The 25857-nt window shown below is 35.1% G+C and carries 18 protein-coding genes; 10 read left to right on the top strand and 8 right to left on the bottom strand.

Going from position 1 to position 25857, the window contains the following annotated elements:
• Window positions 1–3: 3 nt before the first annotated feature.
• Entirely contained in the window at window positions 4–7302 is a 7299-nt protein-coding gene (locus AA088_RS06445; RefSeq protein ID WP_046744103.1) for a T9SS C-terminal target domain-containing protein, read from the bottom strand.
• Window positions 7303–7660: 358 nt separating this feature from the next.
• On the opposite strand from AA088_RS06445, the gene AA088_RS06440 reads away from it, so the two are divergent.
• From AA088_RS06440 to AA088_RS06395, 10 genes are all read left to right on the top strand, one after another.
• Window positions 7661–8080, top strand: a complete 420-nt coding sequence (locus tag AA088_RS06440) for an ABA4-like family protein (protein WP_046744102.1) — start codon at window positions 7661–7663, stop codon at window positions 8078–8080.
• A gap of 10 nt (window positions 8081–8090) precedes the next feature.
• On the top strand, window positions 8091–8885 hold the full coding sequence (locus AA088_RS06435; protein WP_156168454.1) for a hypothetical protein: 795 nt from the start codon (window positions 8091–8093) through the stop codon (window positions 8883–8885).
• Between the two features lie 2 nt (window positions 8886–8887).
• Window positions 8888–9952: a sensor histidine kinase gene (locus AA088_RS06430; RefSeq protein WP_046744100.1), complete on the top strand. Its 1065-nt coding sequence runs from the start codon at window positions 8888–8890 to the stop codon at window positions 9950–9952.
• A 3-nt stretch (window positions 9953–9955) separates the two neighbouring features.
• Entirely contained in the window at window positions 9956–10726 is a 771-nt protein-coding gene (locus tag AA088_RS06425; RefSeq protein ID WP_046744099.1) for a LytR/AlgR family response regulator transcription factor, read from the top strand.
• Between the two features lie 46 nt (window positions 10727–10772).
• A complete protein-coding gene (locus tag AA088_RS06420) occupies window positions 10773–11861 on the top strand; it encodes an SGNH/GDSL hydrolase family protein (protein ID WP_046744098.1) in 1089 nt (362 codons plus the stop codon).
• Between the two features lie 113 nt (window positions 11862–11974).
• On the top strand, window positions 11975–13258 hold the full coding sequence (locus tag AA088_RS06415) for a hypothetical protein (protein WP_156168452.1): 1284 nt from the start codon (window positions 11975–11977) through the stop codon (window positions 13256–13258).
• The gene (locus tag AA088_RS06410) at window positions 13248–14396 is read left to right on the top strand and encodes a glycosyltransferase family 2 protein (protein WP_046744096.1); all 1149 of its coding nucleotides are present in this window, start codon (window positions 13248–13250) and stop codon (window positions 14394–14396) included. The genes AA088_RS06415 and AA088_RS06410 overlap by 11 nt, the downstream gene beginning before the upstream one ends.
• A 122-nt stretch (window positions 14397–14518) precedes the next feature.
• Window positions 14519–15118, top strand: coding sequence for a methyltransferase domain-containing protein (locus AA088_RS06405; RefSeq protein WP_046744095.1), 600 nt, complete (start codon window positions 14519–14521; stop codon window positions 15116–15118).
• Between the two features lie 268 nt (window positions 15119–15386).
• The gene (locus AA088_RS06400) at window positions 15387–16202 is read left to right on the top strand and encodes a DUF6503 family protein (RefSeq protein WP_241483389.1); all 816 of its coding nucleotides are present in this window, start codon (window positions 15387–15389) and stop codon (window positions 16200–16202) included.
• Window positions 16199–16774 (top strand): DUF2911 domain-containing protein, encoded by a 576-nt coding sequence (locus AA088_RS06395; protein WP_046744094.1) that lies wholly within the window; start codon window positions 16199–16201, stop codon window positions 16772–16774. Before AA088_RS06400 ends, AA088_RS06395 begins: the two co-directional genes overlap by 4 nt.
• Window positions 16775–16874: 100 nt before the next feature.
• Here the strand turns inward: AA088_RS06395 and AA088_RS17940 are convergent, their stop codons facing one another.
• Genes AA088_RS17940 through AA088_RS06360 form a run of 7 tightly spaced genes read right to left on the bottom strand, consistent with a single transcriptional unit; the run spans window position 16875 to window position 25774 of the window.
• Complete coding sequence (locus tag AA088_RS17940; RefSeq protein ID WP_082106591.1) at window positions 16875–18053, bottom strand: eCIS core domain-containing protein; 1179 nt, start codon at window positions 18051–18053, stop codon at window positions 16875–16877.
• 52 nt (window positions 18054–18105) lie between these two features.
• The gene (locus tag AA088_RS17860; protein WP_064972161.1) at window positions 18106–19824 is read right to left on the bottom strand and encodes an eCIS core domain-containing protein; all 1719 of its coding nucleotides are present in this window, start codon (window positions 19822–19824) and stop codon (window positions 18106–18108) included.
• A gap of 18 nt (window positions 19825–19842) precedes the next feature.
• Window positions 19843–20367, bottom strand: coding sequence for a hypothetical protein (locus AA088_RS06380; RefSeq protein ID WP_156168448.1), 525 nt, complete (start codon window positions 20365–20367; stop codon window positions 19843–19845).
• 9 nt (window positions 20368–20376) lie between these two features.
• Window positions 20377–21729, bottom strand: coding sequence for an ATP-binding protein (locus AA088_RS06375; RefSeq protein WP_046744092.1), 1353 nt, complete (start codon window positions 21727–21729; stop codon window positions 20377–20379).
• Window positions 21719–22642, bottom strand: coding sequence for a hypothetical protein (locus tag AA088_RS06370; protein ID WP_046744091.1), 924 nt, complete (start codon window positions 22640–22642; stop codon window positions 21719–21721). The genes AA088_RS06375 and AA088_RS06370 overlap by 11 nt, the downstream gene beginning before the upstream one ends.
• A gap of 44 nt (window positions 22643–22686) precedes the next feature.
• Entirely contained in the window at window positions 22687–23532 is an 846-nt protein-coding gene (locus tag AA088_RS06365) for a hypothetical protein (protein WP_046744090.1), read from the bottom strand.
• Window positions 23533–23551: 19 nt separating this feature from the next.
• The gene (locus AA088_RS06360) at window positions 23552–25774 is read right to left on the bottom strand and encodes a hypothetical protein (RefSeq protein WP_046744089.1); all 2223 of its coding nucleotides are present in this window, start codon (window positions 25772–25774) and stop codon (window positions 23552–23554) included.
• Between the last annotated feature and the right edge of the window lie 83 nt (window positions 25775–25857).

The raw sequence follows: 25857 nt of genomic DNA, 5'->3' as shown, positions 1-25857 counted from the left end.
TGATTATAAAATTAATGTAAGAGGACCATTTTCACGAACAATGGTTCCAAAAAATGTTTTTGCGGTAAATGTGTAGTAATAATTTCCGTTTTCCACATATTCGCCTTTTACTTTCCCATCCCAACCTTGAACATTGTCGCCGGTTTCTGAATAAATCAAACTTCCCCAGGTATCATATATATTCAATTCCATAGAATCTAATCCGATAAACACAGGTCTAAAACGATCATTTAAACCGTCTTCATTGGGCGTAAATGCACTAGGCATGATTAATTTATAGCCTTTTTCAATCGCTAACGTGATGATTCTCGTATACACACAGCCTTCAGGGAAAGTCACGGTTTGTATCACAGTATACGCACCAGGAGAAGCGTATGAATGTATTGGATTTTCTTCGTTAGAAAAATTCCCGTCACCAAAATCCCAAGAAACATTAATATAATCCCCTGTGGTAGTATTGATAAATTGAATTGGATCGATTTGTGAGTAAATTCCAAACGTTTCAAACGCAGTTGAGGTCAACGTAAAATCTGCATCACTATATTCTGGAATATCTACTTCAAATGTGTAACTACTCAGACAGCCCAGTGAATCGGTAGCTTCTAAAATGACCAAGCCATTTTGCGAAGTACTCATCATTTCGTCGTTGACTCCTGTAACTGTTCCGCTTGACCAAGTATACGTAAACGGAGGTACACCACCAGAGGCTTGCGCAGTAAATGTTTGACTAGCAGTGTATGCATTGCAGTTCACAACAGTTTCTGTATCTACATCAATCACAATTGGTGACGGACGAATGATTGTATACGTATCGGTTGCTTCACAACCATTGGCATCAACTACTGTTACAAAATAATCACCAGCAGTAATATTGTCTAAATCTTCTGTTACTGCACCGTTGGACCAAGTAGTTGTAAATGGAGGTGTTCCACCAGAAATGAGTAAGTTAATCGCTCCAGAACTTGCATCGTCACAATCCAACGCATTGGTAATATTGGCAGAAAGCGTTAATTCGGCAGGTTCTACAATGACAAACGTTTCTGAAATCGTACACGGTGTTCCATCTACAATAGTAATTGTATAGGTTCCAGGGCCTAAATTGTTACGTTCGGTTCCTGCATTTGGATCGTCTGCCCATTCAAAATCAATTGGATCTTGTCCGCCTTGAAAATTCAGGCTAATACTACCATCATTAGCAGCATTACATGAAATTTGTTGTACGACAGGATCAATCGCAAAAATTGGCGGTTCTGCAATTGTTACGGTCACAGCAGCAGCACAATTGTTAGCATCTGTTACTGTGATTGTATAATCGCCAGGACCTAAATTGGTTTGCGACATTCCTTGCCCAAAATTACTCCATTCAATCGTATATGGATTTGATCCGCCAGAAATATTTGTGATTGTGATTGAGGCATCGTCATCGCCATAGCATTCAATCTCAGTGGCAGTATAAGAAATTACAATTTCGTTAGGTTGAGTAATTATTACACTTAACGTGTCTGTACAGCCGTTTGCATCGGTCACAGTTAAGTTGTACGTTCCTGCGGCTAAATTATTTATATTTTGTGAAGTACTTGTATATCCATTCGGACCTGTCCATGCATAAGTGTATTCAAATACGCCAGGAGATGTTTCCGTGGGCGTTCCTCCAATGACATTGATATCAATAGCACCGTTTGTTTCACCAAAACAAGCTACATTTGTTTGATTTGCCAATGAAACCATCAATTCGGTAGGTTCTGTAATTACAAATGATTGTACTACTGGACCACAACCATTAGCATCTGTTACTGTGATTTCGTAGGTTCCTGCAGAAAGGTTTGTAATGTCTTCATCATTGGAGAAAGCAGCACCATTTCGTGTCCAACTATAACTATAGTTTTGTGTTCCGCCAGCAACTGTTATAGCAATTTCACCATCATTTGCGCCAAAGCAACTAATAGAATTTTCAGTGTCTACAGTAAGTAGCAACTCATTAGGTTGTGTAATAGTATAGGTTTCCGTAAACGGACAACCACCTTCATCTTGAACGGTCAATATGTAATCGCCAGGTTCTAAATTTGAGATTGTTGTGTTGCTAGACGTAAATCCATTTGGATCTGTCCATGAAATGATATACGGTGTTCCTGTGGTGAATGGCACACCACCAGAAATATTTGTTACAATTTCACCATTATTCGCCGCAAAACAATCAATTTGAGTGATGGTAACATTTGCCGAAATCGCAGGATTTACAGTAATTTCTACAGTAAACGGCGTTCCCGCACAAATTCCTGCCATCGGTGTCACGGTATAGGTTACAATAGCGGGTGATGTAGTTGTATTGGTTAACGTTTGACTGATAGTTGTTTGCGGATTGGTCTCTGCACTGGCACCTGTAACGCTTCCTGTAGGAGAAACTGTTGGTGCTGCCCACGTATACATTGTATTGGCAGGAACAATATCGCCATTGGTTGTATTTGGTGAAACTGTAAAACTATTGCCGCTACAAATAGTTTCTGCAAAATCGCTTATGACGGGCGTTTCATTCACGATAATTTCTGCCGTGTTAGAAACAATTTCTGCGCAACCGCCAGACGAAAATGTAATTATACAATAGTAATACGTAGTTCCAGGCGAGGTAATCACTGGCGTATATGAATCTGTTGTAGCTCCTGCAATTGGAGTTCCTGTCGTTGTATCGTCGATAGTATTACTATACCATTGATAGGTGGGCGTTCCAACTCCATTAGAAAAACTAACGGTTAGAGCATTTACTGTATCTGCGGTACACAATTCTTGCGATTGCGGTTGCGTATCAATGGAAGGTCCTAAATTGATGATGACTTCAGAAACATCACTGGTTGCAGTACAACTTTCACTGGCAGTTTGTGAAACCACACAGTAGTAATACAATGTTCCTACCACATCTGTTGGCGGTGTAAACGAAGCGTTCGTTTCCCCTGTAATCAATGTTCCGCCCGTGTTACTGTTTGTAGTGTTGCTATACCATTGGTAGAAAAAAGTTCCCAATCCACCAGAAGCTTGCACGGTTAAATCTTGCGGAATACTATTCTGACAAAGCGATTGTGTCGCAATTGGTTGTACATCAATAACAGGTGCGTCTACTACGACAATTTCAGAAATAGCACTTACCACATCCGAACAACCATTTCCAGTAAAGGATAATTCCACATAATAATAATACGTTCCAGCAGTCGTGAAAATAGGAGGTGTATAATCAGCATTAGTTTCGCCTGCAATGGCTGTTCCTCCAGTGTTGCTATTCATTGTATTGCTATACCATTGATACGAAACAGTTCCTGTTCCATCTGTATACACTACTGATAATGGATTGTCAATCGTACTTCCAACACATAAACTTTGTGTTGTAGTTGGTTGCGAAGTGATTGTTGCATTTGGTGTTACAGTGACCAAAGCTGTTTGCGACGTTATTAACGAACAACCTCCAGAAGCAAACGTAATTTCACAATAATAATAGAGCATTCCAACCATATCTGTTGGCGGAATATAATCTGCGTTTGTAGCACCAGCGATTGGAGTTCCGCCTGTGTTGCTATCGGTCGTGTTGCTATACCATTGGTATTGTGGTGTATCAGACGTATTTCCAAGCGTAATACTTAAGGTATTTGGCGTTCCATTGATACACACGGTACTTGGTTGCGGTTGCGTGGTAATTTCTGGAGCAGGATTCAAGGTAACTTCTATCGTAAAAGTTGTACCATCACAATTTCCAGCAGTTGGCGTTACGGTATAGGTAACGGTCGCAACGTTGTTAGTGGTATTCGTCAACAATTGACTGATTTGTGTTTGCGGCGTTGCTTCCGCAGATGCACCAGTCACACTTCCTGCAGGCGAAATTACTGGCGTTAGCCATGTATAGGTTGTATTTGTAGGAACAATGTCTCCGCCAGAAGTATCTGGAATGATCGTAAAACTGTTTCCACTACACAAGGTTTCAGCAAAATTGCTAATACTAGGTGTTTCGTTGACAATGATTTCAGCTGTGTCGGATGTTACTTCTGGACAACCGCCCGAAGTAAACGTTAATACACAATAATAATAAGTGGTTCCTACTGAAGACACATTAGGTGTGTACGAATTGGTCGTTTCTCCCACAATGATAGTTCCCGAAGTTGTATCATCAACGGTATTGGAATACCATTGATAGCTTGGTACGCCAACACCATTCACATAGCTCACCGTAAGTGTGTTAACCGAGTCTCCTAAACATAAATCTTGTGATTGTGGTTGCGAAGTAATCAACGGTGCAGAATTCACAATAACTTGAGAAGTATCGCTCGTTACCGTACAACTATCGCTCGCCGCTTGTGATATCACACAGTAATAATATAACGTTCCCACAATATCTGTTGGTGGTGTAAACATGTTATTCGTTTCACCTGTAAGTAAGGTTCCGCCCGTATTATTATTGGTAGTGTTACTATACCATTGGTATGAAAACGCTCCCAAACCGCCAGAAACTTGTACTTCCAATACTTGTGGTGTCGTATTTTGACACAATTCTTGTGATGAAATTGGTTGTTGATTAATTATAGGTAACTCTACGATCACAACTTCTGCGACATCACTGGTTACATCATCACAACCGCTTCCCGCAAAGGATAAGGCTACATAATAATAGTAATTTCCTGCAGTGGTAAAAACTGGTGGTGTATAATTTGCATTCGTAGCGCCAGCAATAGCTGTTCCGCCAGTGTTGCTATTGGTAGTATTACTATACCATTGATAGGAAACAGTTCCTGTTCCGCCCGTAAAAGTAACAGACAACGGATTGTCGATTGTACTTCCTACACATAAACTCTGTGTTGCGGTTGGTTGATTGGTAATTGTTGCATTTGGTGTGACCTCTACAGACGCAATTTGTGAGTTCAACGAAGAACATCCGCCAGAAGCGAAGGTAATTTCACAATAATAGAATAATGTTCCAACAGTATCGGTTGGTGGCACATAATCCGCGTTGGTGGCACCAGCAATAGCTGTTGCTCCTGTCGTACTATTGGTTGTATTTACATACCATTGATATTGCGGTGAAACTCCAGATGTTGCAACACTCAATGTATTTGGTGTTCCGTTTTGACAAACGACGCTCGATTGTGGTTGCGTGGTAATTTCTGGAGCAGGATTTACCGTAATGATAAAATCTACTGGGGAGCCATCACAATTATTGATTGTTGGCGTTACGGTATAGGTTACTGTTCCTGAAGTTGTATTTGTTGTGGTAATTACTTGAGAAGGAATCGTACTAAAAGTTCCTGAAGGGATAAAGCCACTGATTCCAGACGTTGCTGTTGCAGTCCATGAAAAGGTCGTGCTTGTACTGCTTGATGTTAGATTAATTTCTGTGGTAGACGTTCCCGAACAAATCTCTTGTGTCAAACTTGTGTTGGTTATCACAGGAACTTCTTCAATGGTAAAGGTTTGTGTTGCTAGGTTAGACGTTCCGCATTCATTGGTAATTTGAAGAGAAACTGTATAGGTTCCTGGTGATGGATAATCAATTGTTCCTGGATCTTCCAAGTTAGACGAAGTAGTATTGGCTCCTGGAAATTGCCACGAATAGGTAACACCGCTTGGATTGTCGGTACAAGTTTCAATTACTGCTGATGGATTAATCGAATTTACATTACACAAATCACTAAGTGGATTGATACTTACAATGGGAGGTTGTTTTACAATCACTTGCTGTGAATTATTTTCCGTTCCACAATAATTTGTGCCTTCTAGTTGAATGGTATAGGTTCCAGGTGTTACAAAGTTGAACGACGGATTTGCAGAAGTAGCTGACGTTCCGTTGGTATAACTCCAGTTGGCAGGTTCGCTTCCGCAGAAATCAGACATATAGGTTACTTGCCATTGATAGGTTGCTGGTTCGCAATTTGTAGACTCATCTGTTGTATTCGTAGCGGTTACATCTAGAGGTGTACAACCATCATCGCTGCTTAAAGTAAATTGTGGATTCACTGGTGCTTCGACACAAATGGTTTGTGAAATCATGTCAATACCACATCTATTTCCAACAGATTGTGTAATGGTATACGTTCCAGCTTGTGTAAAGTTTACACATAAATTTTCAGAGCCAGATACCCAAAGATCAGGGTTGGAAGATCCAAAACTATTTCCTAAGGTACCATTACTCACCGTATATGTATTAGGTGTTATTTGCCAAGTAATGCTTGGGTTTGTATCGCAAGCATTATTGGTTCCATTTGTAGCATTTCCAATAGATAAATCTTGAAAACATACATCTGTATTAGTACAAGCAGGTTCTGTTGGGAATGAAAAATCAGCTTCTGGATCTGATGAAACCAGAATTGGAGCCACAGTTGCGGTAGAAGTTGCACATAAATTGGAGGCGGATATGGTAGCAGAAAAAGAATTCATAAATCCTCCACTATTCGATCCACAAGAAGTCACATTAAATTGATGTGTGATGGAAGATGGAGGCGGATGTGTTATAGTTGGTATAGTGGTTCCATCACTAAAAACTACGGTGTAGGTTGTAGATGCTGGGTTATTTTCAAAACCTGTAATTTGAAACGTGAGTGAACCACCTGCACAAATGGTTGTATTTCCTGGTGTATCAAACCCAATTCCTGGTGTTGAGCCTAAAAATACGGTATATTCTTGTACCGTGGTACAACCATTGTTTCCCACAATTGTATAAGTAAGCGTGTAGGTTCCTTGATTATAGTCGTGTGTTAATAAATCCCAAGTAGTACCTGTAAAAGGAGTACTTCCGTCTCCCCAATCAATCGTATAATTAGTATTTAAAGTTGAAGCTGTGGAAGAAGCATTGGTAAATGTAAACGTAGCTGTAGGATTACCATCACAAATGCTAAATAAAAATTGTGCAGGTTCAGCTCCATCTCCATTCATAGTCGGGTCTGGCCCTTCCGTAATATCAATTGTAATTGTTTCACCCGTCACCAATGTATTGGTTCCAGTTTGATCTTGAACATTGGTTAAAACATATGTGATTGTTCCTGAAAAGTTGGTGGCAGTAGTTAAGGTAACACTATCTTGACCTGGTTCTGTAGTAATTGTTGATTGGACACCATTTCTTGTATAGGTAAACGTATACGGTGCAGTTCCGTCAGCTCCTGTAAGTGTAATGATTGGCGAATCGTTGTACTGACAAACAGTAGTTACATCAACACTGATGGTTGCATTTGGCATTACAGTAGTATCAGTAAGTCTTGAATGGAGTGGCGAGGCATTATTTAATAGTAGCGAAAAGCAAACTAATATGAATGCAAAAAAGTATTTTTTCATCATTGGCAGGTTTTCTAGTGTTGAATGCTAGATTTGAGAAAAACATTCAAACGTTAAAATTTTAACATATTAAAAGTACTCAATATCTTTTTCTTGGCGTAAGAAATAGGTTAAAAAATTGTAAATAAGTGTCTAGTATTCAAAATATTTTAAAATTGCGGATTAGTTTTTAAGGATTTTTCTCAAAAAGAAACCTTAGAAAAGAAACCTATTTTGAATAAGTTATACCGAAAGTTTATATAGGGACAACACTTCAAACCTCCTTTGCGACGATTCAGCCGAAAGTACTGTTGCTTTCAATGTAGAAGTTACACTTTTGAATCATCAATCAAATAAATGAACACTCAAAAATTAGAAAATTATGACACCAGCAGAAGTTTTTAAAATTGTAGGAATGTTAGCCATGTCAATGTGGTTGTTGCTTATTTTTCTTCCCAAATGGAAAGTGACACGATTTTTTATTGACTATAAAATCGTTCCTATTGTGTTATCCATAATTTATGCAGTTTATATCACAAAAGCCATGATTGCTGGCGGAGGAATGGATTTTGGAAGCCTCAAATCGGTCATGCAATTATTTACTGTTGAAAATGCTGTCTTAGCAGGTTGGATACATTACTTAGCATTCGATTTACTTGTAGGAATGTGGATTGTCAACCAAAACAAAACTTTGAAAATTCATCCTGTAATTATAGCTCCTTGTTTGTTGGGAACATTTATGTTAGGACCAATTGGATTTTTAGCTTTTATGATTATTAGAAGTATTCAACTAAAAAAATAAAAAGATGAAAATGATAAAAAATATTTTCTATACTGTCAAAAAAGAGAGCCCTATATTATATTCAATCGTGTTACTTCATGCTGTGTTGGCAGTGATTTGTATTGGCGGAATTATGATAGATGATAGAACACTTTTTGGTGTTAGTGTTTGGATCAAACCATTGAAATTTTGGATTTCGGGAGGAATTTACATTTTAACAGTAGGTTTTTTAATTACCAAATATCCGTATTCAGCTAAGAAGAAAAATATCATCCGAAATATTGTTTCATGGACGTTATTATTGGAAACTGGAATTATCTTTTTTCAGGCGGCACGAGGCGTTCGCTCACATTACAATCAAGATTCGATGTTTGACGGAATATTGTTCGCAGTTATGGGAATATTGATTGCAATCAACATTCTTATCATGATTCTACTTGCGTTTGATGCAGCACGATTAAAGCTTACGGTAGCGAAACCAATTCAAGTGGCTATTCTTTTAGGTTGGATTGTTGTGATTGTTGGAAGTTGGGTTGGCGGACAAATGATTAATCAATTAGGACACAATGTAGGGATGGCTGATGGAGGCAAAGGGTTACCTTTACTTAATTGGAGTACGGTTGTGGGCGATTTACGTGTGGCACACTTTGTAGGATTGCATGGTATTCAAATAATTCCGTTATTCGCATGGATATTGGTTCGTAAATGGAATACCAAGACTCAAAATAAAACAATAGCAGTCCTTGTTTTTGGTGTATTGTTTGCAGCATGCATCGCATATGTATTTTATCAAGCAAAACAAGGAATTCCTTTGATCAAATACTAATTATGAAACTTTTCAATAAACAAAAACGACTCAAATATATTGGTTTTAACGACGTTTGGTTTGTCATCATCGGAATCATTGTTTCAGGTTTTATTACAGATTATCTATTCAATAATTCATTTGTACGCTTTCCGTTTTGGCAAGCAATGATGTATTGGAGTATTTGTTTAGCCTTTTCAATAACCAATTGGTTTGTAATGCGATTCAACTTTATTTTTCTACGTAAAAAATTTCCAAATGTTGAAGATGTGGGAAAACGAGCATTGCTACTTTTTTTGGCGATTATCATAACTGTTATCGCTATTGATATTCTAGGCGGAATCATTTTGGGCTATTTTTTTAAAGACGACTATCACTTTACTGAGCGTTTTCAAATACTTCTTCCAATTATCATTATCAGTGTAATGGTAATGGCAATTTATGAAGCAATCTATTTTTATGTGCAACTCAAAAGGTCCATTCGTGAAGAAGAACAGGCAAAACAAGTGGTAACTTTGGCACAACTAGACGCGTTGCGAAATCAAGCACAGCCACACTTTTTCTTTAATAGTTTAAACACATTACGTGACATTATTGATCAAAACTCAAAAGATGATGCTAAGCAGTTTGTTGATAAACTTTCAGATGTATATCGTTTTATCTTAGATGCGGGCGATGCTCATACGATTCCGCTTCGAGACGAACTTAAATTTGCTCAAGCATATCTACACATTCAAAAAGAACGATTTGGAAGTAATTTACATATACTTTGGCAGTTGCCTGAAACTGTGTTAGATCAGTTGGTTGTACCGATGAGTGTGCAATTATTATTAGAAAATGCAATCAAACATAATATTATTTCTCGCTCCAAACCACTAACGGTTACCGTAAGCAGCAAAGATGACTACTTAATTGTTACAAACAACATACAGCCTAAATCTACTCAATTGCCTTCTACAAAATTAGGATTGATTAATATCAAAAAAAGGCATGCGTTGATTTCACATAAATTACCAATAGTTGAAAATAATGGAAAACAATTTACAGTCTCTATACCTTTGTTAAAATCAACTGATTTAAAAGCTTAATGTATGAATGTACTAATCATAGAAGATGAATTCCGCGCAGCAAATCAGCTGCAAAATATGCTTGCTAAATGTAATTTTGACTATAAATTAGTAGAAATTATTGATACTGTAGAAGATGCTGTGCAATGGTTTCAAACACGTCAAATGCCTGATTTAGTATTTATGGATATTCAATTGGCAGATGGTTTAAGCTTTGAAATATTTCAAAAAGTTGAGGTTGAAGTTCCAATTATCTTTACTACAGCATTTGATCAATATGCCATTCAAGCGTTTAAGGTAAATAGTGTTGACTACTTACTCAAACCAATTCAACAAGAAAACCTTGAAAAAGCGCTTAAAAAATTTACGAAATCAAATCGTTCACAACAGGTTGAAACGTCAGTTTTAAAACAATTATTACATAGCATTCAATTACAAACAGAAAGTAAACATACCAAAAAACGTAGTGGATTATTGGTAAAAGAAGGAGCAGGATTTGTGCAAATTAACATAGAAGATGTGTTATATGCCTATTCGGAAGACAGTATTACTTTTGGTATTACGGAAACCAAACGCTATATTATTGATGAAACTATCGATCAATTATTTTCTTCGTTAGATCAAGATGAATTTTATCGAATCAATCGCGGACAGATTGTTGCTAAAAAAGCAATTCAAAAAATAGATCCGTATTTCAATCATCGAGTAAAATTATCTCTTTCCAACCAACGTGATTTAGAGTTTATTGTGAGCAGACAAAAAACGAGTGATTTCAAAGCATGGTTAAACCAGTAAAAAAAGCCTAGCTTTTTCATTGTAATTTGGTATTTTCGTTTCTGTCATGCAAAAAAAACTCAAATTACTTCTTGTAAACATAGCAATTCTCTTTGTAGGGATTATTTTGATTGAACTGTTTTTTGGCGGTTGGTTCAATGAAAGTAATGAGTTGAACAATTTAGGAATTATTCGTGATGCAAAATTTGAATTTGACGTACGTCATTTGTACGATACTAAAAATCCCATCATCACGTATTCGAGAGATTCGTACGGATTACGTGGAATTTCTACCTTTAATCAACCTGAAAAAATAACTATTCTTACGGTAGGTGGCAGTACAACCGATCAACGTTATATCGACGATATCCAAACATGGCAAACCGTCTTGGAAAAAGAATTTCAACGAAAGAATCAAAACATATTTGTATCCAACGCAGGCGTCGACGGACAATCTACTTTTGGGCATGTAAAAAGTACAGAAATTTGGTTTCCTAAGATTGAAAAACTACGACCTAAAGTGATTCTTTTTTACGTGGGAATCAATGATTTTTATCGTGTGAGTGACGATTCCAAGTTTGACGAAATCGCAATAACCGAATCTAAAAGTGTTAAAAGCCAGATTAAAGACAAATCAGCAATATATAATGCGTATCGCAAAATTCGAGGCATGCAAAAAGCACAAAAATTTGAGGTAGGACATCGAAGAATTGATTTTTCACGAGTACAGTACACAAAAGAAGAAATACTAAACGAAAAACTGTTAGAAATTTATGACGAAAAAAACCTCAAAGCATTCAAATCTCGTATTCAACAATTAGTGACCTATACGAAACGTATTAATGCGATTCCTGTGTTCGTTACACAACCAAGCTTACATTACAAACTTAGAAATGACAAACTATTTGGTACGGAACTAATCCAATATTTAGAAGATAAATATGCTTACAATGGAATTGGTTATTATCGTCTGCTCAACAAACTGAACGAAGCAATCACAGAAGTTGCTGGACCAAAATTGGTCATCGATTTGACAAATGATAACGATTGGCACGTGACCGATTTTTACGATTACTTTCACAATACACCAACAGGCGCAAAAAAGCTTGGAAAAAAGATTTATCAAAAAATAAATGAACGCGCTCTCCTAAAGTAAATGCTTTAATACTAAGCATAACTATTCCTCAGACTTACGCAAAGCTTTATAATCTCTATTGAAATCATCTTAATTCTAAAAAAATATAAATATTTTTACCAAAAACGATCAAAGTGAAGTGGTTTCAACAGAAAAGTAATATTGCAATTGGAATTTTATTCCTTGTTGTTTTTGTGATCGTATTTCGCCATCCAATCGAAGTATTTCCTGATTCTATAGGATACCTTAATAAACACATTATTCGGACACCTGGCTACCCACTTTTTTTGGAAACTATTGACTCTATTTTTGGTGTTAATTATAAAGTGGCCTTATGTTTCATTCAAACTTCTTTCTGCTGCTTTAGTATATATTATTTTACCCATAAAATGCGTTCGTTGCAGCTATTAAACGAATGGTTTAGCATATGCCTTATGGTAATATTGCTGTTGCCTTTGGTATCAGGATTAAAAATTGCTAATAATATACTTACAGAAGCTATATCATATGGATTGTATCTAATAATTTTAGCAAAATTCATCAGCTATTTCTGTACAAATAAAAGAAAAGAAGTATTTTTTGCGTTGCCATTAATAGGACTTTTACTCATTACACGTTATCAATTTGTATTTCTAATTCCGTTAGGATTACTTTTAATTAGTTGGATTAGTTTTCAGCAAAAAACATTTAAAAAACATGGCTTTCTTATAGTATTATTTCTTGTGCTTCCGTTCATTACTTCTTTAATCGATAAAACATATCATAAGGTAGTACATGGGCATTTTGTAAGTACACCATGGACAGGGATGAGTTTGATTACTCCTATATTATTTGTTTCAGATGCCGAAGATGTTGAGGTACTTAATACTCCTAAAGAAAAAGAATTTTTCCAAAAAACACATTACGAATTAATGGAGCAAAATATGAATATCCATACTATGAGTATAGTGCCGTTACAACAATCGCCAACCCTGTATTACATTGAGAATTATGCCAATATGCAAATGGGGCCGATATTTCAAAATGGTAAAGAAATAGTAGGTAATCATATGTCTGAAGAAGAAACCTATATTGCGTTGGATAAAATGATTAATACAATTACCAAACCTTTGATATTGGATAATTTTTCTAAATGGAGACGTATCTACCAAGGGAATTTTATCTATGGGTTGGGAGGATCAAAACCTACACTTCTATATTTTATCATTGCGATAGTTAGTTTTTGTATGTTATTAAAGCGAAATGATAAAATATGTAAAGTGTTATTTATTATATCATTAGCAACCATTGCAAACGTACTATTAGTAGCTATCGGAATGCATGCAGTAATTCGTTTTACCTTTTACAATGACTGGGTATTATTTCTAGCTATATTTATTTTTTTAAATTCGCTGCATAAAAAAGTATATGAATCTTGAATTATCCATAGTGATGCCTTGTCTAAATGAGGCGGAAACGCTTGAAATATGTATCAAAAAAGCACAGTCTTTTTTAGAAAAAAATCATATTGAAGGTGAAGTCGTTATTGCAGACAATGGAAGCACAGATGGTTCGCAAGCGATTGCTCAACGATTGAATGCTCGTGTGGTTGCTGTCTCCGAAAAAGGATATGGAAATGCGCTCAAAGGAGGAATCAAGGCGGCTCAAGGTAAATATGTAATTATGGGTGATGCAGATGATAGTTATGATTTTTCTGCTTTACTGGTTTTTGTGGAAAAATTACGTGCAGGCTATGATCTAGTCATGGGGAATCGTTTTAAAGGAGGCATCAAAAAAGGAGCTATGCCTTTTTTACACAAATATCTAGGAAATCCAGTATTGTCTTTTATTGGCAGACTGTTTTTTAATAGTAATATAGGCGATTTTCACTGCGGGTTACGTGGATTTTCTAAAGCTGCATATGAAAAGATGCAACTTAATACAACTGGAATGGAGTTTGCTTCCGAAATGATTGTCAAATCTAAGCTGAATGGATTATCTATTACAGAAGTTCCCACCATTTTACACCCAGATGGACGTACACGACCACCACATTTACACACATGGAGCGATGGTTGGCGACATTTACGCTTTTTATTACTTTACAGTCCACGTTGGTTATTTTTATACCCTGCGTTTTTTTGTATTATATTAGGAATCGTGTTGTCTTCCCTATTAATTATCAAACCTCTCACTATTGGAGGAGTTGTGTTTGATGTTCATACATTACTATACACATCAGGATTGGTAATTATAGGATTTCAATTCTTAATGTTTTACGGACTTACTAAAGTGTTTGCTGTAGAAAATGGACTCTTACCCAAAAGTAAACGTTATAACAAACTCTTTCAATTTTTAAACCTTGAAAAAGGATTAATCATAGGTTTTCTATTCTTCTTCTTTGGAATTTACTTAAGTATTGATGGTTTTCTTACATGGAAAGCTACCAATTTTAGTGATTTAAAACCAGTAGAAACACTACGAACTATTGTGCCAGCCGTTTTCACAATCATGCTCGGCTTTCAAATTATACTATTTAGTTTTTTCTTTAGTATTTTAGGGTTGAAACGCACCTAATTTCTTTGAATTACTTAGGAGCTGTTTGTTACAAAATGTTCTTGTAATAACTATACAGATAGTTTCTAAACACAATACATATTAAAATACTTTTCTGAACTTTACAGATAAAATTGCAGACTATGAATACAGAAGAAACCAAAAAATACTGGTCACAACGCTATAAAGAAGCCAATACAGGTTGGGACATTGGCGCACCTTCTACACCAATTAAAACATATATCGATCAATTAGAAGATAAAGATACTAAGATTTTAATTCCAGGAGCTGGCAATGCATATGAAGCTGAATATTTGTGGAAACAAGGATTTAAAAACGTTTATATTTTAGACATTTCTGAGCTTCCGCTTCAAGCATTTAAAGAACGGAATCCTGACTTTCCTACAGAACAGCTAATTTGCGAAGATTTCTTTACGCATGACAATACATATAATCTCATCATCGAACAAACCTTTTTTTGTTCCTTTCCTCCGTTTCCCGAAAAACGAAAAGCATATGCTACACATATGGCAAAACTATTACAGCCTAAAGGAAAACTTGTAGGCTTATGGTTTTGCTTTCCGTTGACAGACGATTTGATTAATCCACCATTTGGAGGTAGTAAAGAAGAATATATGGACTATTTTGAACCATACTTTACAGTTAAAACACTTGAAAAAGCACATAATTCTATACCTCCACGGGCAAGTAGGGAACTTTTTGGAATATTTGAGAAATTGTAAGACTATGAATGAGTTGTGCTAGAGAATTAAATTTTATCCTATTTCATACCAAACGCAAATAAATGATGAGGAAAAGATAGCTGGAACATTTGAGAGAACAATGTGTTAGCTAGAAAGGAGCTATTTTGTTTTTGATAAAAAAACATACCAATTTGTCATTGACAATATAGCAGAAAAAGCTTTTAAACGTTAAAATCTGTTAAAATAAGAAAGGAATTCAATATTGTTCGACAAATTCAACGATTCAACTAAAAATCAATCCAGAATCGTGAACTTTATAAAATTACCACACTTTTTTCTAGCAGTAGTATTGCTTTCTTGTTTTGTGGCATGTAAAACAGAAAAAAAATCAACTGTTACTACAAAAACAGCTTCTACCCATTCGCAAGAGCAGCTTAAAACCGTTACTAAAGCTTCTGCAATTTTAGATGAAACCATCAAAGCACACGGAGGCAAATTGTACAATCAGGCTCATTATCAATTTACGTTTAGAAACAAGACATATCGTTTTAAAAACAATGGAACGCATTATACGTATGAATCATTAAGCCATAATAATGATACATTAACTGAAGATATATTAGAAAACGGAACTTTTTCTCGTAAAGTGAATGGTGAACAAGTAACACTTTCTGAAAAGAAAAAAGCAAGTGCAATAGGAGCAATCAACTCAGTTATCTATTTTGCTACATTACCTCACAAATTAAATGATCCTGCTGTAAATGTTAGTTATGTAGAAAAAACGACAATCAAAGGACAGCCATATGAAGTATTAAAAGTAACTTTTAGTCAAGATGGTGGTGGCGAAGATTTTGAAGATGAGTACCATTATTGGATTAATCAAAGTACAAAAAAAGTAGATTTCTTGGCATATAATTATCATGTAAATGGTGGTGGCGTTCGTTTTCGTAGCGCATACAACGTGCGTGTAATAGATGGGATTACTTTTCAAGACTACATCAATTATAAAGCTGAAGTAGGAACACCTTTGAAAGACTTGCCTGCATTGTATGAAGCAGACAAATTAAAAGAAGTGTCAAAAATAGAAACCCAAAACATAATTAATCTAAACAAACAATCATGAAAAAATTAATGATGATGCTCGCGTTTTTCGCAGCAATTAGTGTAGCGAATGCTCAAGAATTTCAGAAAGCAGACAAAAGTCCTGTAGATATTGCTCATTATCCAACCGACGCAGCTAAAAGAGCGTTTGCAAAAACAGAAGCACAAAAGAACGCTTTAGAACCAAAGATTCGTGTTATTTATGCTCGACCATACAAAAAGGGAAGAGACGTTTTTGGTGGATTGTTAAAATACGGAAAAGCATGGCGTGTTGGAGCCAATGAATCGACAGAGATTTTATTTATCACTGATGTAATGATTGGTGACACTAAAGTGAAAGCAGGTCGTTACTCTGTAATTATTATTCCAAATGAAGATTCGTGGACTTTAAAAATTAATTCTGAAAACGATGGTTGGGGAAATTTCTCATACGATGCTTCCAAAGATGTAGCAAGTATTACAGTTCCTACACAAAAAAGTGATCAAGAAATTGAACAATTATCGATTGTATTGTATGAAAAAAGTAAAAATGTAGTGCATTTAAAAATTGGTTGGGACACAACAGTGGCAGAGTTTCCAATTACATTAAAATAGAAGTTACTTTTAGTTTATTTATATGGTAAAAAGCATTTACGTATTATATACGTGAGTGCTTTTTTATTATACATCTTAAATTTGTTGTGAGAGCTAAAAACTAATCTACAGAAACTATTTCATGACCAACATGTCTTCCAGAAAGTCTTCCTCCAACATAATCAAAGTCCAATACTGTAAGACCAACTTTTGGAGCTAATTGTATAGGAATTTCTACGAGTATTTTACCTTCTTCATCTTTTGCCATTAGTTTTCCATTTTCATAGCTTACTTCCCCTGTTTTAAATGCTGGATTATGTAGCTTTTCTAAAGCATTATTATCTGAAGTAAAGGCAACATGACGGCATATAGAATCGTGGTAAACTTGATCTAGTGCATTTCGCTTCGGGTCTTTATTTACAGGAGCATATCTATACAAATCGTGACTAGTAACTGTATACATAGAATTTCCTTTAGAATTGACCGTATTCTTGGAAGTAAATTTTGAAGGAACATTATTCCAGAGTTTTTTCTTTTGGACTTTACGATTTTTAAGAGGAGGTAAATGTTCTTTCCAACCACCAATATTATCTTCAACTATCCAGCCACTTACATCATTTACAGTACCATATACGTGATTTTTACTTCCAAATAATAAACCCGTAGTAAAGCCTTTCATTTTACTTGAATTAACACTAATGACATCGTCCTTTTTATAGTTTCCTATTTTTTGATGCTTGTCGTTTCTTACATTTCCATCATTTTTTGCAAAATAATTGCCAATATATTTTGCACGCTGCACAATAGAACTTTCTTTGGAATGATTTTTTAATGGAAGAGTTGTTTTTTGTTTCAATTGTACTGCTTTTTTACCCATTACATCAGCTTCTTTTTCTAAACTTACATCATCATTAATTGAAGCTCCCGAAACAGTTTTGGTAGGACGCACACGTCCTTGTTTTTGCTGTACTACGTGCCACGCTTCATGCGGTAAATGTTTTTCTTGTCCTGGTGCTACATGAATATGTTTTCCTTGGGCATAAGCATGTGCATTTAGTTGCGCTGGTTTGGATGAATTATAGTGTACTTTTACATCATCTAATGAATGTCCTGAAATATTTTCAATACCAGATTTTAAGTTATTAGGAAGTCCTGTTTTGTTTTTTCTAGTTTGTATTGCAGGAGCTGTCCGATTATCTTCAAGAGAAAAACCTTTTGTATGTGTATGCTCATTTTTAGAATGAGCAGCGGCAATTGGTTTGTGCTGGTTTTTTGGTTTATGTGTAGACTGCTTTTCCATAAAATACAGAGATAGTTTTGTTGTAAAGGCAAACTTAAATTTGTATTGATTCTTACTTATTTGTATTTGGAGCTTGGTGTGTAAAGTGATTTCCATTTACATGATAAATAGTTAACTGATGACCGTGACCAGCAAAATTTTCTGGCGGAATCATTCCTTGATATACAATAGTTATTGGGTTTTGTATATTCAACACTTGACGGATAATTTGAATAATTCTAGGAGAAGCAATCAACATATTACCATAACTTCCTATTTGCTCTCTAATACGCATTAATTGCCCTAAATTTGGCATCGCATTATGTGCAGCAAGTGCAATTGCATTGATAAGACAATTATTTACATTCAATAGTCTGTTGGCGTCTTCTTCTATCTTTGCATTCATTTTGGTTACCAAAGCACGTCCTCCAGTAATGGCTGGTTTGTACATAGGAGATGTACCCGCAAAAACATCTGAAAAACTTAGACTTTTTTTACTTTTTTTGATAGCACGGATTGTTTTATACAAGTAATGACGTCCACCTTTACTCCCTTTCATTAAATCTGCTCCAATAGCAGCAATTGCTTCTGCCGATACACTGTCCATTTTCATTTTTCCTCCTCTTTTAATATAAAAACGTAATAGATTTATCATTCGCCTTTTGCTATCAGTGTATCCCATTTCATCAAGACGCAATGCTAAATTTCTCCAATTATAATCACTACTCGTTCCTTGACGTTTATATGTTCTTCTCTTTTTTTTCTTGATTCCTTCCAAAGGAGTTGCATAAATATCTTTTGTGCCAGGATTATCAAGCTCAATATAATGTCCTCCAATATTTGTAATCATTGGTAGCCTATGGTATGAATCTCTTTTATTTACTTGTCTTCCAAAGCGAATGGCATCAAATGGATTAAATACAGAAACGTCTTTTTGATTTCTTTTTGAATCTGTTCGTTGCAAATCCATAGTTTCTTGTGATTTGCTTTTCATCACAGTATCTAAATCGGTTTCATCATCTTCATCAGAATCGTAGTTGGCTAAATCGTCAATGGTGGTAAAATCGGTGCTTTTTGGGAGCAAATCATCAGGTTTTGTAATTTTATACATTCCTGTTTGTTTATAGTTCCATGAGTTTAGTAAGCCCAAACGAAGTTTTTTATCATTCGAACTGTTTTGCACATAGGTTTGTACTTCCAAAAAAGTAGCACCAATTCCTAGGTTATGATCTTTGATAAATTTTTGAGCATTATTTTTTTTCAACTGCATTACGTTTGTGCTTTCGTAGGAAGTATGCAATTGCGTTACATGTGTTTGAGATTGTTTTTTTTGAATAACATTCTGTTGTTTTAGGGCTTTTTCGCCCATCACGTCTGCTTCTTTCTCTAAACTTGAATCATCATTAATTTTTGCTCCAGAAACAGTTTTGGTAGGACGTACTCGTCCTTGTTTTTGTTGTACAATATGCCAAGCTTCATGTGGCAAGTGTTTTTCTTGTCCGGAAGCAATATGAATATGTTTGCCTTGTGCATAAGCATGTGCGTTTAATTGTGCCGGTTTGGATGAATTGTAATGAACTTTCACATCATCAAGTGAATGCCCTGAAAGGTTTTCAATTCCCGATTTTATAGTATCTGGTAATCCTGTAGTGTTCTTTTTAGTTTGTGCAACAGTTGAAGAACGGTTGTCTTTTAAGGTTCTTCCTGTATACCCTTCTGTAGCAATTTCTCTATGCGCAGCCGCGATCTGGTTTGTTTCACGAAGAGTTTTATTTTTATGGTAGGATTGCATGAAAAAATAGTTCAAGTGTTATAAAATGATTTCATCCACAGCAACGATAACAGGTCCTTTTCCGCCAGCATAATCTAAAGCAGAACTATATTTGTGCTGATGAATGTAGTTTTTCAATCTTTCTACATATGGATTGTAAAAAGGACTTACTATTTTTTTTCCAGTGATTAACTTTCTAATGTATTCATTGTAAAAAGGGTATTTGTCAAACAGTTCATGCGGTGTGTCATAATCTATATCACATGAATTGTGATGTATAAAAGCAGCGGTTTTTTTGTAATGAAAAATCTTTTGAGCTACTTGCTTGTAGAAATAGTGTAAAATTTCTTGAAACGGAGTTGTTACACTTGAACCGATTAAAAATAAACGTCTCTTTGTAATGAGATATCCTAGCACATTAAAATCCTTGTGAATAGTACACTCATTTAATGATTCTGCGATGATAATATTGCGAACTTCTTGCGGAATGTCGTGACGCCATGATTTCATAACTAACAATTGCGAATTTTCTTTTAATAATATAAGTTCTTCGATATCCATCATTGACAAAGATTATGTTCGTGCTATTAATTTGTTTTCTTTTTTCAGTTCTCTTCGAATGCCTATAATCAATTCTTCTTTGGTTACAATGGTAGATTCTCGTTGAATTGCAGCCAAAGCGCAATAGCGTAGTACGTTAATAATAGCGCCACCTGCCAATTCATAATTTTCTGCTATTTGATACAAATCAATTTCTTCTGATAATGTTGGAGTTCCTGAAAATGCATTTTGCCAAAGTTGATATCGTTCTTTTGTAGAAGGCATAGCAAAGTGAATGATCGATTGAAATCTTCTCGAAAAAGCGCTATCCATATTATCTTTTAAGTTGGAAGCCAAAATGATAAACCCCGGAAAATCTTCAATGCGTTGTAGTAAGTATGCTGTTTGCTGGTTGGCATGTCGATCATTTGATGAATTGGCTTTGGTTCGTTTGCCAAATAACGCATCAGCTTCATCAAAAAATAAAATCCATTTTTGATGAGCCGCTGCATCAAATATGCGAGAAAGATTCTTTTCAGTTTCTCCAATATACTTAGATACAATCATTGAAAGGTCTACCCGATATACATCTAAATTTAGTTTTTTTCCTAAAAGAGATGCTGTCATGGTTTTTCCTGTGCCTGGCGGGCCATAAAATAGAACACGATAGCCCGGTTTGATGAGTTTTGATAGATTCCAGTCGTTAAGTAAAATTTCTTTGTGAGTTAACCACGTTTTCAATTCTACTATTTGATCCATTACAGAAGGATTCAATACCATATCGTCCCAACTTAAATTGGTAGTTATTTTTTGCGCAGGAAATGTGATGCTGTGTTCTTGTTCAGTTTTTTTTCCAGTTGTAAAATAGTGTAACCAGCGTTGGTTGATACTTAATACTCCATTATATTTAGGCAAATAACTTTCGGTTGATTCGATGTGTATTATTTGTTCTTTTTGAAAAACATGTTCGTTTTCAAATAGTTGAAGTACTTCTACTCGCCATTCAGGATTTAGTGCTGTAATCAAATAAAAAAGAGTCTGTCCTGTTGGTAAAAAACCACTGTGAGCTTTATCGATTACACCGCCAAATTCAGTAAAACCTCTATTGTACATTTTATTCTGTCCGAAAAAAATATCTAATATTTCTGGTCGAATGTGTGGAGCAATTGCTAAAATCAAGGCAACTCGCTCTATATTTGTCAAATTCCATTCTTTAATACAATTTGCAAACGGCGTATCGGTTTCAGAAATATCAGGCATTGCGAGTTCTGTCCAATGTGTTTTAGCTCCTTCATGCTGTAAATACATACTAATAACATGATGAATGACCTCGTGAAGCCAGTCAATTTCTTTGTGTATTGAGTCTATGTATTTTTTAGTATCCATACGAAGTGAATAATTTTTCTACATCATCTAAGCTGGTATTTACCCATGAAAAATATTGCAATGCTGTATTAGGATTAAGTTCATTGGCTTGTAACATGTCTAAAACAGAAACTTCTGCATTTTTAATTACCTGTGGATGAAATGAACTTTCATCATGATAGAAATCATATTCATAAAAATTATTTATCCATGAAGGGAGTTGTGATCGCTCACTAAGTAGTTGACTAATAAAAACATCCAATTTTTCTTGACGAACCGTTAGTTTTTTTGCCTTAAAAAAAGAAGGTTTCCTTTTATTTTCTCGATGATAAAATTCAATATCTCTTGCTTGAATGGTTTTTGCATTTGAATCGCCAAAAATATCTACCAACCCAAAATTTTCTGTTTCTGTAGCAATTTCTAATTCTGCATTTTCAGAACCCGCAATAGCTAGTGTCCAACTTTCAGTAACAGCACTTTCAGTGACAATATAAAGTTCTCTGAACGAAAACAAAGTTTGTGTCATTTTGATGATGAGTTCTTGTTGAAAATCACTCCAATTAGCAAATTTAACAGATTCGGGAGCACTACTTTTAAAGAAGAAACTTCCAAATCCGTCAAAAGCTAATAGTTGTTTGCTGTATTCAAAGTTTCCTTCAATCGGGTTTTGTCCTATATCTCTACCTGAATACGCTTTGTTAACACCTTCATTAAAATTCCAACTAGCTGCATTGAGCTGTACCCCATTTTCAAAAACAACATCATCTACATTGATAATATTTTTTCTGAAAATGTTTCCCAAAACAATCATTTCTCCATTTTTTATCTGAAAAAAATCACCAGGATATACATTTTGATTGAGTGGTTTTGTACAGATAAATCCATTAGTTCTATGATAAAAACTGCGATAAAACTTTTTAAATACGTCGTTCATAATTGTTGGGTTTTAGATGAAGCACCATGTTGTTGTAATCACAATTAGGAAGCGAGAGCTGCAGCATTTGCAGCTGCAAGACCAGATTGTAACGATTTTAGATTGACCTGTGCTTTGCTCAATGAATTTTTTGTAGCGTTTAATTGGCTAGTGGTATCATTGGATGCTGCCAATATTTCTTCATAAATATTACTAGTAATGTCGTATGCATCATATAAGTACTTTTTCAATGATTTTTTAGAAGAGGAAATTTCATTTTCTACGTTGTCTATTTCTTCTCCAATAATAAATTCATATAGCTTTGTAGCTTGTAAAAGTTCTAATGATAATGCTGATTTTGATTCAATGGTAGATGCTTGTGAAGCAAAAACTGACTCTAGCGCAACGAGTGTTAATGCAACGGCATTATTTGCATCAGAATCTGCTTTGGTTACCATAGAAATCAATTCGTCTGAAATAAGCGGATTGATTGCTTTTTTTCGAATGACTGCATTGGATAATTTATTGATTACTTCAGCAGAATAAATAAGTTTATTGATTACTGTATTTATTTCTGTAGCAACAGTTTTAATTTTGTCTTCTGCTGTAGCAGCTTCTTGATAGGTAACTCCAGAGCTTTCATACAAATCTTTAGCATTGTTAATTACATTATCAACAGCGTTTTTATTATTTAACGCTTGCGTTTTATTTGCTTCTGCAGTTGCAAGTTCGGTTTGCAACTTAGTCGATTTTTCAGTTAATGAGTCAACAATTGCCTGATATTGTTCAACTTCATTTTGGGCATTTAAGACCTCTTGGGTTAAAAAATCGATTTCTTGTTTTTTTCGTTCGGTAATTCCGTATTTATCACTTGCTGACGGGTCTGGAATTAGTATTGTTTGTCTACTCATAATGTATATCTTTAAAGGATTAGTTGATTGTTGGTTTTGGATACGATGTTAGTTTCGTTTTCGATGCATACGGATCTACGTAAGTAAATGGTGCAGTATGTTGAAAATCGGAAAGGGCATTGATAAATTGTACATTTACCGTTTCGTCAGGATTGTTAGAAATAGAAATAATTGCCGGAATGTATTCGTTATTGTTGATAAGACGATTTCCAAAATTATCGGTAGTTTCAGGAGCTAATGTTACTGTTTTGCTATAAAATTGATATCCTTTAGAAAGTAGAATTAGGTCCTTGATGAGTTGCCCGTAATCTTTGAGTAACGAATTCAATGTTTTACCAACCACTTCTTTGATTGTATCTTCAATATAAGTGATAGCATCTTGTAAAAACTGCTCTGTATCATTTTTGGCAGATTTCTTAGAAGCCAACCCTGTTAAAGTTGTATTCAGTTTTTGCACTTTTTCATCTTTTAAGCTCTCTTGAATGTCTTCAATATTTCTTAATAAATAAGCAATTAGCGAATCAGTTCCTTCTTGTGCTGTAGTATAACTTCCAGCAGGAATTTGTTCTGCAATTGTTAAGTTAAAGAAGAATCCAGGTTGTAAATGTCCTTCATTAGAGGCTAAGGCCGCTTGTTCTTTTTCAAGAATTTGTAATTGCTCGTTCAGCAATTCTTTTCGTTGTGCATCTGTAATAGTATTTGAGTTTGGCTTAGAAGCTTTTTTTGCTGCAGTTCCTTTAGGATCTTTTGCCGGAGTTTGTTCAGTTTTCTTTGCTTTAGTCTCAGCGTCAAGTAGTGCTAGCTTTGCTTTGATTTCACTAATTTTCTCTGTGTACAGATTTTCAATTTGCTTGCGATCATTTACTTCTTGATCAATATATTGCAATTCTTCCGTAGTAAGTAATCCGAGAACTAATTCTTTATTGTTAGGCAAGAAAGCACAACGATATTGAACTTTATAATCAGGATTTTCAAACACACCAAAATTGATTACGTTTTTATCATTAGGAAGTTGAATTCCACTAGAATCAGCCATGCTTAGTTGATTCTGTAATGAGAACCTTTTTGAAGGCGCTGTTAGAAAATCTTCAAAAGTATTGATTGATTTTTTATAACCATTTGTAAATACTGCAAAAACAAAAATTACGTAGTCTTTTCCTAACTCAAGTAGTTTTCCTTCAGAATCTTGTAGCACTTTATGATCATCTGTGGAAACTCCTTTAATATAAATTTTTTGAGCAATAATAGGATCATCACTTGGAGCAATTGACACAAAACGATCTGTATATCCTTCTGTCACAATTCCTTCTGCATCGTTAATACTAAAGGTAGCACTCTTACTATCTTCTACTAATAAAACATAATAATTTTGAACAGGATAACCCGTTGGTAATTGGGTATTTTCGTCAGGAGATTTTAAATTGAAAGGACTTTTGTATGGTTCAAATGATACAGTATAACTTTCGTGCGTACCAATGTTTATAGGAGTTGTAACCATTAAATTTAAGTTCAACTCGTTATTATTGATGGTATAGGCATCGTTTGCGGAATTATAGGCAACACTCAAATCTTCTAATTGTCCTTCGGCTTTCTTTTCTTTGCTATTGGCAGAAGCTAATTCTGCACTTTGTGTAGAAAGTAACGCTGTTGTACTATCAAATTGATTTGTAACCACGCTAAGAAGATCTTTAATAGAAGTATCTGTTACGGTTGCTTTGCTATTTAAGTCGTCGGTAGTTACTTCTGCTATAAGTGCAGATGCTTCCATACTATGCTGAGAAGCTTGTTCAGCAGCATATGCAGTATCATTCATTAAAACATATGCTTTGTTACTTTGTGCATAAATCTCAGTATCAAAATCTGCAGCATTGATAATGCTAAAAATACTTCCTGTGTCGCTTGCCAACTTTAAGATTGCATTCGCAGCAATTTGGACATTTGCAGCGGCAACTGAAGTATTGGAAACTGATTTTGAAGTAAATGATTTTGCATTTTTTGTAGACTGTAATACGTTGGTGGATACATCACTATCTACAATGGCTTGTTCGTGAATATTTTTTTGAAAAACATATTTTGCCGTTGTCACTTCTAATTCTTCGGCAGTCGTAATGCGCGCACCTTGTGCGTAGTAGAGTGAAAACATGGAAGCTTCCAGTTTTGCTTCTACATTTTGTAATTCTAATTCTTGTGTGTTCAATGATGAAACAACACTCGAATGTAGATTGTCGTTGTAAGAACTCATAAATGTTATTTTTTAGTTTGTTAATAAATTGTGTAACCTATTTGGTTATGCTTGGATTGATATTTTGTTATAGCTAACTACTG

Source organism: Kordia zhangzhouensis (genome assembly GCF_001005305.1).
GTDB classification, from domain to species: domain Bacteria; phylum Bacteroidota; class Bacteroidia; order Flavobacteriales; family Flavobacteriaceae; genus Kordia; species Kordia zhangzhouensis.
This window is presented reverse-complemented; position numbering and strand designations above follow the sequence as displayed.